A 10,129-nucleotide genomic window follows, 5' to 3' on the forward strand; every position below is an offset into this window, starting at 1 on the left:
CCTAGGCCGGCGGGAAGTCGTGCATGCCGGAGTTGGCGCTGTCCGCGGGCTCGTTGACGCCGAACACGAAGGGGGCGAACACGACTTCGCGTGCGTCCGGGTCGCGGTAGGTGATCGCACCCGTCGCCTTCCAGTACGGATGCTGCTCGACGGGCGAAATTCCCGCCGCCTGCAGGCGCGCGATCGCGGCCTGCTGCGACCGCTCGTCGGGGAAGTACAGACACAGCTGTTCGTGGTGGTCCACCGCGACGGGGTCGGCCGACTCAACGATTTCCAGAGTCAGGTTCCAGCTCGGTAGGCCGAAGATGGCGCCGTTGCTGCCGTAGCTGGCCTCGAACGTCTCGTAGAGCGGCAGGCCAACAAGATCGCGGTAAAACCGCACCGTCTCCGCGAAGTTCGAAGATCGGCGAGCAAAGCGCAGGCCGCCGATCGAGGCAAGCTGAGGAGGCCAGTGCGTTGTCCGGCGCCGCTGGGCCATCGTCACAGCCCAATCGCGCCGGCCGCCGACTCCGCGGTATGCCAGCGCCGCAGCTGCGCGCCGGGCGCCCACGTCGAATGCGTGCCGCTGGAAATGCGTTCGGGCAGTTGGAGTTTGCAGAGCGGACCGTCAGAGATGCAGGCGGCGTCGAAGACCAGGCAGTAAGACGCGTCGGCGTTCATGTCGGTGGTCAGGGTGACCAGGTAGCCGTCGTCCTCGCCGCCGGCGCCCAGCCGCGGCGCCAGCGCGGTCTCGCTTCCGTAGACGCCGTCACCGAAGGAGATGCTCTCCTCGTCGCCGGTGAGCAGGTCGTGTTTGACCAGCCCGTCGAACAGGAACCAGCCGGGCTTGCCGGTCGCGGCGTAGGTGTATCGGTAGCTGCGTGCGGCGTAGTCGGGGTTGATGGTCCCGAACTCGGTGATGGATTCCGACAGCTGCTCTTCTTTCACCGCGCCGCTGACCAGGTTGAAGCGCCAGCGGTGCAGTCGGGCCTGCAGCCGGTCCAGCGCCAGGAAGCGAAACAGCTTGTCCCACTTGGTTCCTCCGGTGTCGAGGGGCTGCGGGTCGCCCTCGAAGAAGCCGTCGAGCACGATCTCGTCACCGTCCTCGTAGGCGTTGACGAAATGCAGCACGAAGGTCGGATCCGCCTCGAACCAGCGGATGTCCCCGGTGCCGCCGCGGCGGGGCAACACCGCGAACCGCGACGGAACGTCGGGGTAGAAACGAGGCAGGTGCACGTCGTGTTCGAGTAGGCGCGGATCCCAGAACAGCGGGAAATCGTTGAGAATCGCGTAGTTTTCGGTGAACGCCATGTCATGCGGCAACCGCGGGCCGGGCAGCGGGATGTCGACGTAGTGGGCCAGCTCGTTGCCGTCGTCGACCACGCCGTAACGCATGTACGGCTCTTGCTTGCTGTAGTTGAAGAACAGTAACTCGCCGGTTGCAGTGTCGACCTTCGGGTGCGCCGATACTCCCCAGTCGACGGGGAAGCGCCCGTGCCAGGTTTCCTTGCCGAGCGTGTCGGCCGAGTACGGGTCGACGCGGTAAAGGTCGCCGCACTGGTAGAAGCTGGTCAGTGCGACGCCGCGGTGGACGATTACATCGGTGCTCGACGCGTCCTTTATCCGGGTGCGGGCGCCCCAGCCCTGCTCGCGTTTGGCCAGCTGCACCGGTTCGGCCAACCCCGGCCACAGGGGCTCGCCGGCCTCGTTCTCCGCCAAGAACCCGTCGGTGCGGACAAAGCGGTTGCGGTAGAAGGCTTTTCCGTCGTGGAAGCCCACGATGTGCAGCATGCCGTCGCCGTCGAAAGGGTGATAGGTCTTCAGCGCCGGGTGCAGCGGGTTTTCGGTGTTGCGGAGATAGACGCCGTCCAGATCGCGCGGAATCTCTCCCTCCACGGCGGTGAGGTCGTCGGCGTCCCACTCGGTGGTCTGGGGGCGCCAAGGTCCGGTCCGGTAGGGGTGGTCGTCGTCGTCGGGCAGCGTCGACAGGAACTTACCGACGATTTCAACATCCATGTCACGCACCTTCCGCCGTGCCGACAACGAAGCTGACCGTGGTGGCGGTGCTGCCGCCGAAGTTCAGGGTGCCGAAGGTCTTCGCATTCGGGACCTGGTATTCGCCGGCCGCACCGCTGACCTGCTTGGCCGCGTCCAGCAGCATGCGCACGCCCGACGCCCCGACCGGGTGTCCGCCGCCGATCAGTCCGCCGCTGGGATTGACGGGCAGCCGGCCGCCGATCTCGATCTCGCCGTTTTCGATGGCCTTCCACGACTCGCCCGGGCCCGTCAGGCCGATATGGTCGATCGCCAGGTATTCGCTCGGCGTAAAGCAGTCGTGCACCTCGAACCCGTCCAGGTCGTCGAGGGTCAGCCGGGCGCGGTGCAGGGCGTCGAGGACCGCGGCACGAACGTGCGGTAGCACGTAAGGGTCGTTCGGCGCGCGGTCGAGTTTTTGCCGCAGGCCCAGCCCGACGGTGCGATGTCCCCAGCCGTCGATGCGGCCGATCGGGCGGGCGTCGGGGTGCTCACGCAGATACCCGTCGCTGACCAGAACCACTCCAGCGCCGCCGTCGGTCATCGGGCTGCAGTCGAACCGCCTCAGCCGGCCTTCGGTGATCGGGTTGGTCGCGTCGTCATCGGTGATGGGGTCGGGCACGGTCCAGTGGCGAGTCTGGGCGTTGGGGTTACGCCGCGCGTTGGCGAAGTTGAGCTGCGCAATGGCGCGCAGATGGGTGTCATCCAGGCCGTAGCGGCGGTCGTACTCGTCGGCGACTTGGGCGAACATCGACGGCCACAGGTAGCGGGCGGCGGCCCCCTCGTGCCCGGTCCACGCGGCGGCACCGAGGTGTTGGGCGGCGGTGTCGCCGGGGATGGTCTTCTCCAGCTCGATCCCCACCACCAGCGCGGTGTCGTAGGCGCCGGACCGCAAATCGGCCATCGCCGCCAGTGCGGCCACGCTGCCGGACGCACAGGCGGCTTCGTGCCGCGAGGCGGGGGTGTCCCAAAGTTCGTCACAGACCGTGGCGGGCATCGCACCCAGGTGACCCTGGCCGGCGAACATTTCGCCGAAGGCGTTACCGACGTGGACCACTTCCATATCGGTGGCGTCGACCCTGGCCGCCGCGAGCGCGCCGTCGACGACCTCAGCGGTCAGGGCGGCGAAGTCGCGGCCTTCTTTGGTGAGGTTGCGGGCGAAATCGCTTTGGTAGCCGCCGAGTATCCACACGCCCGACGTGCCGTCCATACCGGCACGGTACTCCTGGATGACGCCCGTTCGCCCGTATCCGCGAGGCGGCGTCGCAAGGGGGTTAAGACGAGGGCGGCCCCGTCGGCTCTCGGGCTGAACCGACGGGACCTGGGTGTGCGCGTAGGCCGGCCGACGCGCTCACCTCTCTTGGATCATTACCGTCGGGGGCGGTCCACAAACATGCGGACTCAATCTCGTAGTCCGGTTTGCTCCAGCGCGCTTGGCGCTAGACCGCTCCCTCGACGAGCTCGGTGGGCTCCGGGTCGTCCGGATGCCCCGCCGTTTTGGCCTCTTGTCGCTCTAGCGCCTGGGCGTCGGCGAGGTCGATGGCCGCCAAGTCGATGCCCTTGGTCTCGCGTGCGATCAGGGCGGCCACTGCGCTCACCGCTGCGGTAGCCGCCAGGTACCACGAGATCGGCACCGACGATTTGTAGGTGTCGAGCAAGCGAACCGCGATGATCGGAGCAAGCGAGCCGGCCACGATCGAGGTGACCTGATAGCCGAGCGAAACCCCCGAGTACCGCATCCGGGTGGGGAACATCTCCGCCATGGCCGCCGGCTGCACGGCGTACATGATTCCGTGGAACACCAAACCGATGACCACCGCCGCCAGGATGAGCTCGTTGCGGCGGCTGTCCATCATCGGGAAGGCAAAGAAGCCCCAGGTGCACGCGCAGAGCGCCCCGACGAAATAGATTGGGCGCCTGCCGAATCGGTCGCTGAGGCGGCCGGCCAGCGGGATGATCGCGAAATGGACGGCATGGGCGGCCAGCAGCCACCACAGGATGACCTTGGTGTTGGCGTGAACCTGGACTTTCAGATAGGTGATCGAGAAGGTCACCACCAGGTAGTACATGGTGTTTTCGCCATAGCGCAGCCCCATGGCGGTGAAAACGCCACGCGGATAACGCTTTAGCACCTCGACGGCGCCCAGGCCGGTCGTCTTCGAGCGTTCGGCTTTTTTCTGCGCTTCGAGGAAGATCGGCGCGTCGGTCACCTTGGTGCGGATGTAGTAGCCGATCAAAACGACCACCGCGGAGAGCCAGAACGCGACGCGCCAGCCCCAGCTGAGGAATGCCGCGTCCTTCAACGTCGACGTGAGAATCAGCAGTATCACGGTGGCCAGCATGTTTCCGCCCGGCACGGCGGCCTGCGGCCAGCTCGCCCAGAAGCCGCGGCTTTCCTTCGGGCTGTGCTCGGCGACGAGCAGAACGGCGCCACCCCACTCGCCGCCGACGGCGAAGCCCTGGAGGAAACGCAGGACCACCAGCAGCGCGGGTGCCCAGTATCCGACCTGTGCGAAGGTCGGCAGGCAGCCCATCAGGACCGTGGCGGCGCCCACCAGCAGCAGGCTGAACTGCAACAGCTTCTTGCGCCCGTACCGATCTCCGAGCTGGCCGAAGACCAGACCCCCGAGCGGGCGGGCCGCAAAGCCGACGGCGTAGGTCACGAACGCGGCCAGGATCGCGTCAAGATCGCTGGCGCTGTGCGGGAAGAACACCTTGCTGAACACCAGCGTCGCGGCGGTGCCGTAGAGGAAAAATTCGTACCACTCGACGACGGTGCCGGCCATCGATGCGGCGACCACTCGCCGAAGGAACGGGGTGCCGCCGAAGGGGTCGGGCTGCAGCTCGTTACGCACACTCATCGCAGGTCCTCCTCGGCGGACTGCCCAGCCCTAGGCGCCATTGGCGGATCGGAGCGTAACTCGGCCAGACGAGTCGTTGACAGGGCGTCTACGCAGAGTTTGAGCGTGGTTTGCCTGTTGGCCGCATCGGATTCAGCGCCGTCGCGCAGACGACAGATAGGGGTGCGGGAGAGGCTCGACTGCGCCGGCAACGGCGTGAGCGGGCGCGCCTTGCGGTGAAAACCGATGCGTTGCGACACGGTCACGGATGCATACCTATCCGCTGAGCAGTGGTCACATGAGTCCCGCTGATCACTATCGTCACATGAGCCAACTGCGGACGTCAATCCGGCGGCCTGCTCTGGGAAAGGTGTGACATTGTCCGCGATTCCTCGGATCGTTTCGCTGTCGGTGGCGTCGTCGACGGTCATCGGGTTCTTGATCGCGCTGGGTCCCGCGCCGTTGGCGAACGCCACACCGTGCAGCGCGCCCGAAGCAAACATTGACCCCCCGGCCGCGCCGCCGGCGATGCCCGCGCCCCAACCGGTCGTGCAGCCGCCGACCGGGCGCAGGCCAACCCATACGAATGACCGCGCGCCGCTGCCCAAGGTGGGACCGCTGATCTCGTCGTTACTCAAGCCGGGAGCGGGGGGCCAGCGGTACTCCGCGCCGATACAACAGCAGGCGGGGGTGGTTCCGCCGCCCGGGCCCAATCCGACCGCGCCGGGTGTTCCGCAGTCGCCGAACGCCACTCAGCTGCAGCCCAACGCCGCCCCGGTTCCGCCGCAACCCGCACCGCAGCCGGCGCCCCAGCCCGCCCCGCCGCCGCCCGCCAACATCGCGGGGGCGCCGACGTCGCTCGTGGACTGGGTGACCGGAACAAACGGGCCCAACAAGACCCTCGAGCGTTTCGGCATCTCCGGGACCGACCTTGGGATCGCCTGGGACAACGGCGATCCCGCCAACCGTCAGGTCCTGATGGCCTTTGGTGACACGTTTGGCTATTGCAAGGTCCACGGCCAGCAATGGCGCTACAACACGCTGTTCCGCAGTTCGGACCGCGATCTGTCGCATGGCCTCCACATCGCCGAGGGGGTGCCCAACGACCGATACTCGGGCTCACCGGTGTGGACAACCGGGCTGTCCAAGCAGGTCGTCAACACCATCCACAAGGCCCCGCACGAGACGGGGATCATCCCGACCGCCGGCATGTCCTTGGGGCGAACCCAGTACATGAGCTACATGTCCATCAGGCAGTGGGGCCGCGACGGGGAATGGTCGACGAACTACTCGGCGGTCGCGAGGTCGGTCGACAACGGCCAGAACTGGGGGATCTTCCCGAGCACGATCCGCACGGCGTCGGCGGACGCCATCCCGGGAATGGGATTCACGCCGGGCAACGAGAACTTCCAAATGGGCGCGTTCATGAAGGGTAACGACGGTTACATCTATGAGTTCGGGACCCCGTCGGGACGCGGCGGTGCGGCGTTCCTGTCGCGCGTTCAGCCGAATTACCTTCCGGACCTTTCCAAGTACCAGTACTGGAACGGCGACGAGGGCGGGCGCTGGGTGCCGGCGAACCCGGGGGCGGCGACGCCGCTGTGGCCCGGTCCGGTCGGCGAGATGTCGGCTCAGTACAACAGCTACCTCAAGCAGTACCTGGTGCTGTACACCAATGGTGGCAGCAACGACGTCGTGGCCAGGACCGCGCCGACTCCGCAGGGACCATGGAGCCCCGAGCAACCGCTGGTGTCGTCGTTCCAGATGCCGGGTGGCATCTATGCGCCGATGATTCACCCCTGGTCGTCGGGTAGGGACCTGTACTTCAACCTCTCGCTGTGGTCGGCCTACGACGTGATGTTGATGCACACCGTGCTGCCGTAGATGCGGAATTGTGCTGTCAAGGATCAGCCGAAACAACTGTCAAGCATCAGCCGAAACACTGTCAGTGTCACCCCTCGGCTGAATCGGCGGCTGCGATTAGCGCCCTGCCCAGCTTTCGCGCTTCGGCTGGCGAGATGATCGGGGTATCGGGGCAGTCAATGATGATTTCGCGCAAAGCGTGCCCGTCCGCGTATTGCAGCCCGATGACTGATACCACGATATCGGCGCGTCGACCTCGGATGGCGTGCTTGATTATCCACTCCGGGCCGTCGAATGCCCTGACGGCTGCCCCGATGTTGTCCCATTCGTCGACCCAGGTTGCCCGGGCGGGTGGTGCAAGGTTGCGTTTCATGGCTCGATCGTTCCCGCGACCCCGAGAGCGGGCACGAGTAGTCCACTACTTCACTTGTTGCGCCCGGTGCCGAGGTGGGTGACGGGCCGCGTCCCAACTGCCGCCAGCTCGGTGCGCCCCCGAGCCAGGGCCGCGACCGCGGCGGGGTCATCGGGGGCAAAGCCCTCGTCGCGGTTGCTTCGCGGTCGATGTCGTCCATGTCGGGTGGGACGCCAAAACCAGCCGGCTGGTTCCAACAGCGACCGGACGCTTAGCCCAATGTGTGCCCCGAGGGGCTGGTAGGTAGGTCTACGCAGGCGTTGACGCGACGGGATCTAGCTTCGGGACGCTAGGCGGGGCCTACAGCGCGGTGATTTTGCGGCCTATAGTGCCGACCTGCGGACACTCCAAACCTATCGCCGATCTATAGCGGGTCCTTGGTAACGCCGATGCGGTACCAGCCGACTTAATGTCCATGATGATGAGAAGGCTTATTTGGCTCGTTGTCCTGAGCTTTTCATTCGCGTTCGTCGTCACGGCCGCAGCGGGGCCGGTGGTGGCCGTCGTAGCCTGCGCCGGCGTGTTGATTTACACGCTGGCGGAGGCACGCGGATGCTCGGCGCGCCGCGCCGAAGCAGCCGAGGCCGCGGCAGCAGAAGCCGAGGCAGAAGCTAAGGCGGCGGCAGCAGAAGCAGTAATTGCAGAAGCCGAGGAAGTTATAGCTGCGGCGCGATTGCGCCTGCTCGGAGGGGCCGGTTCCGCACCGGTGGAGTGACTGGTTGTCTCGAAATCCGCGGGCGGCCGAGGCCAGCGAACCTGAGACGTTGGGTGCTTCGGGCGAGGCTGATAAGTAGGTACAACGCGACGATGTGTTGAATCCCTTGCTGTGAAGGTCTTTTCGGTCCGCCATTGGTTCAGGGCTCACCGCATCACCCGGTTGCTGTGATCGCAGGCTACGTTCGGCTCCGCGTCGCGGCGCTCAGCAGATCTTCGGTGCGCACCATCTTCACGCGCCGGCGGCCCCGTTGAGCGCCCGCTGCCCGTTCGGATCGGTCGATGTTCTGCCAACCGGAGCCATCGACAGGAATACCTCCCCGTGCGGCTACCAGTTCCTCCACGTCATCGCGTGCCTTTGAGGGCTCGGGCAGTCGGCCGGCGGCGAAGTCGGTGAGGACTGAGGTGGCCGTTTCTTGCCCGCACAGCTTGTTCATGCCGATGCCGCCGGTCGCGCCGCGTTTGATCAGCCGGCGACGTACACCCCCGCGACGACATCTCCTGCGGGTCCGTTCAAAACCCGGCCCTGCTCGTGCGGCACCGCCGAGCGCGACGTATCGAAGGCTAGGCCGTCGATGGGTCGCCCGCGATAGCCGATGGCGCGCAGGACGAGACCGCAGTCAATGAGATGCGTTTCGTCGGTTGGAGTGACGGCTCCGGAGGGGCTGTCGGTGAAAGCGTTTCGCACGCATACGAGTTCGGCCACTGCGTCGTCACCATGAATCTCAATAGGCGACAGCAGATACCGAAACACCACACGCTTGTGGCCGGCGGTCGGGCGATGCTCGGCGGGCATCGCGCGCGAGGTTGATCTTGGTCGCGGTCGTGCTGTCCAACCCTGCTACCGCGGCGGCATTCGACAACCGAACTCTAGTCATGTCGTTCCTGGACTCGAAGGGTCATGTCGAGCAGGGGCGCATCGACGATGGCTCGGCCGACGTCAATGACGTCCACGTCGAGATTACGGACCACATCGAGGTCAGCGATGAGAGCGCGTCCAAGAGCAGGGTCTGTTGCCCGGCGATCGCGTACGGGTCGACCCCATGCATTAGCTCCCTCCCGGCCTATTAGTGGTGCAGGATGCTCGGCAGAGGCAAAACGCGAAAGGTGGTCATGCCACGCGAAGAAGCTGATCAACGCCAAGGCGAAATGGCGGCGTGGGACATCGGCACAACGGGACTGCTCGACGGACTCGAGGGTGACGCGCGCCGCGACCGGGCCGAGTTGATCGTATGGTTGCTCGACCGCGGCTTTACCGTCGACGAGATCAGGGCATCAGTCACGCCGATGCTGCTGCCCGCGAACCGGGTGATGGGCGACGACGGTGTACATATCTCCGCGCGTGAAATGTCGCGAGCGACCGGGATCGACCTGGGGCTGCTACAGGCACTGCAGCGCGCCGCTGGGCTGCCGCGCATTGGTGACCCCGACGCTGCCGTGCTGCCGCGGGCGGATGTGCAAGCCGTAGCGCGCGCCGAATATCTTCTCGACTTCGGTGTCGATACCGACGACGCCGCTGCCATTGTCAGGGTGGTCGCAGAGTCCCTGGGCCGCGCAGCCGCCATGATGCGCGAACCGGCCTTCAACATTCTGGTCACGCCCGGAGCTAGCGAGGTTGACCTTGCTGAGTCGGCCGATGCGCTTGCGCGGGCAGCTATACCCCCGTTCAAGCAGATGGTTGAAGACCTACTGATGCTGCAGTTACGGCACATGTTCGAAACCGAGGGAATTACCGCCGCCGAACGCGCAACCGGAAAGCTTCCCAGCGCTCGACAGGTCGCAGTCACTTTTGCCGACCTTTCTGGCTTCACCCGGCTCGGCGAGTCGTTGCCGCCCGACGATCTTGAACGCGTCGCCAGCCGGCTCGCCGAGTTGGCCCACGACATTGCCGTACCGCCGGTGCGGTTCATCAAAACCGTTGGTGACGCAGTGATGTTCGTGTCGACGGATACGGTTCAGCTGATCGATGCCGTCCTGGATCTCATCGAGGCCGCGGCGGCTCACGACTTACCGCCGCTGCGTGCAGGAGTGGCCGCCGGGCTGGCCGTCAGCCGTGCAGGGGACTGGTACGGCAGCCCCGTCAACATAGCCAGCCGTGTCACCGGACTCGCACCCGCAGGCACAGTTGTGGTGACCGATTCCGCACGCAAGACTGTCGGGGTGGAGGACGGTCTCGTGTGGTCGACAGCGGGCGCACACCGTCTGCGGGGTGTGCCTGGCCGCGTGCGACTCTTCCGGGTCTCTCGGGCGTAGTGTTGGATCGCTGAATTCCGGTGCCGGCTCGCGA

The 10,129-nt window shown here is 65.9% G+C and carries 10 protein-coding genes; 4 read left to right on the forward strand and 6 right to left on the reverse strand.

Features of this window, described 5'->3' with window-relative positions:
• Position 1: 1 nt before the first annotated feature.
• From A5764_RS25660 to A5764_RS25675, 4 genes are all read right to left on the reverse strand, one after another.
• The gene (locus A5764_RS25660) at positions 2 to 478 is read right to left on the reverse strand and encodes a VOC family protein (protein WP_067119237.1); all 477 of its coding nucleotides are present in this window, start codon (positions 476 to 478) and stop codon (positions 2 to 4) included.
• Between the two features lie 2 nt (positions 479 to 480).
• Positions 481 to 1,995 carry a carotenoid oxygenase family protein gene (locus tag A5764_RS25665; protein WP_067119204.1) on the reverse strand — a complete coding sequence of 505 codons (1,515 nt, stop codon included), beginning with the start codon at positions 1,993 to 1,995 and terminating at the stop codon, positions 481 to 483.
• Between the two features lies 1 nt (position 1,996).
• A complete protein-coding gene (locus A5764_RS25670; RefSeq protein WP_067119206.1) occupies positions 1,997 to 3,223 on the reverse strand; it encodes an acetyl-CoA acetyltransferase in 1,227 nt (408 codons plus the stop codon).
• Positions 3,224 to 3,452: 229 nt separating this feature from the next.
• Positions 3,453 to 4,874 (reverse strand): MFS transporter, encoded by a 1,422-nt coding sequence (locus A5764_RS25675; protein WP_067119209.1) that lies wholly within the window; start codon positions 4,872 to 4,874, stop codon positions 3,453 to 3,455.
• A 357-nt stretch (positions 4,875 to 5,231) separates the two neighbouring features.
• Between A5764_RS25675 and A5764_RS25680 the strand changes: the two genes are divergently transcribed.
• Positions 5,232 to 6,737 carry a DUF4185 domain-containing protein gene (locus A5764_RS25680; RefSeq protein WP_067119240.1) on the forward strand — a complete coding sequence of 502 codons (1,506 nt, stop codon included), beginning with the start codon at positions 5,232 to 5,234 and terminating at the stop codon, positions 6,735 to 6,737.
• Between the two features lie 67 nt (positions 6,738 to 6,804).
• Here the strand turns inward: A5764_RS25680 and A5764_RS25685 are convergent, their stop codons facing one another.
• Positions 6,805 to 7,089, reverse strand: coding sequence for a hypothetical protein (locus tag A5764_RS25685; protein ID WP_067119211.1), 285 nt, complete (start codon positions 7,087 to 7,089; stop codon positions 6,805 to 6,807).
• Between the two features lie 448 nt (positions 7,090 to 7,537).
• Between A5764_RS25685 and A5764_RS25690 the strand changes: the two genes are divergently transcribed.
• Positions 7,538 to 7,843 carry a hypothetical protein gene (locus A5764_RS25690; protein WP_067119214.1) on the forward strand — a complete coding sequence of 102 codons (306 nt, stop codon included), beginning with the start codon at positions 7,538 to 7,540 and terminating at the stop codon, positions 7,841 to 7,843.
• 465 nt (positions 7,844 to 8,308) lie between these two features.
• On the opposite strand, the gene A5764_RS25700 is transcribed toward A5764_RS25690, so the two are convergent.
• Positions 8,309 to 8,638: a hypothetical protein gene (locus A5764_RS25700; RefSeq protein WP_067119219.1), complete on the reverse strand. Its 330-nt coding sequence runs from the start codon at positions 8,636 to 8,638 to the stop codon at positions 8,309 to 8,311.
• Positions 8,639 to 8,718: 80 nt separating this feature from the next.
• Between A5764_RS25700 and A5764_RS25705 the strand changes: the two genes are divergently transcribed.
• Positions 8,719 to 8,913 (forward strand): hypothetical protein, encoded by a 195-nt coding sequence (locus A5764_RS25705; protein WP_067119222.1) that lies wholly within the window; start codon positions 8,719 to 8,721, stop codon positions 8,911 to 8,913.
• A 42-nt stretch (positions 8,914 to 8,955) separates the two neighbouring features.
• The gene (locus A5764_RS25710) at positions 8,956 to 10,095 is read left to right on the forward strand and encodes an adenylate cyclase regulatory domain-containing protein (protein ID WP_369807369.1); all 1,140 of its coding nucleotides are present in this window, start codon (positions 8,956 to 8,958) and stop codon (positions 10,093 to 10,095) included.
• The last annotated feature ends 34 nt before the right edge of the window (positions 10,096 to 10,129 follow it).

Origin of the sequence: Mycobacterium sp. 852002-51057_SCH5723018 (genome assembly GCF_001667035.1) — a bacterium.
Lineage (GTDB): Bacteria > Actinomycetota > Actinomycetes > Mycobacteriales > Mycobacteriaceae > Mycobacterium.

Coding starts and splice junctions, on each gene's coding strand:
- A5764_RS25690 (WP_067119214.1), top strand. CDS start 7,538: ATGTCCATGATGATGAGAAGGCTTATTTGGCTCGTTGTCCTGAGCTTT.
- A5764_RS25710 (WP_369807369.1), top strand. CDS start 8,956: ATGCCACGCGAAGAAGCTGATCAACGCCAAGGCGAAATGGCGGCGTGG.
- A5764_RS25700 (WP_067119219.1), bottom strand. CDS start 8,638: ATGCCCGCCGAGCATCGCCCGACCGCCGGCCACAAGCGTGTGGTGTTT.
- A5764_RS25685 (WP_067119211.1), bottom strand. CDS start 7,089: ATGAAACGCAACCTTGCACCACCCGCCCGGGCAACCTGGGTCGACGAA.
- A5764_RS25670 (WP_067119206.1), bottom strand. CDS start 3,223: ATGGACGGCACGTCGGGCGTGTGGATACTCGGCGGCTACCAAAGCGAT.
- A5764_RS25665 (WP_067119204.1), bottom strand. CDS start 1,995: ATGGATGTTGAAATCGTCGGTAAGTTCCTGTCGACGCTGCCCGACGAC.
- A5764_RS25675 (WP_067119209.1), bottom strand. CDS start 4,874: ATGAGTGTGCGTAACGAGCTGCAGCCCGACCCCTTCGGCGGCACCCCG.
- A5764_RS25660 (WP_067119237.1), bottom strand. CDS start 478: ATGGCCCAGCGGCGCCGGACAACGCACTGGCCTCCTCAGCTTGCCTCG.
- A5764_RS25705 (WP_067119222.1), top strand. CDS start 8,719: ATGTCGTTCCTGGACTCGAAGGGTCATGTCGAGCAGGGGCGCATCGAC.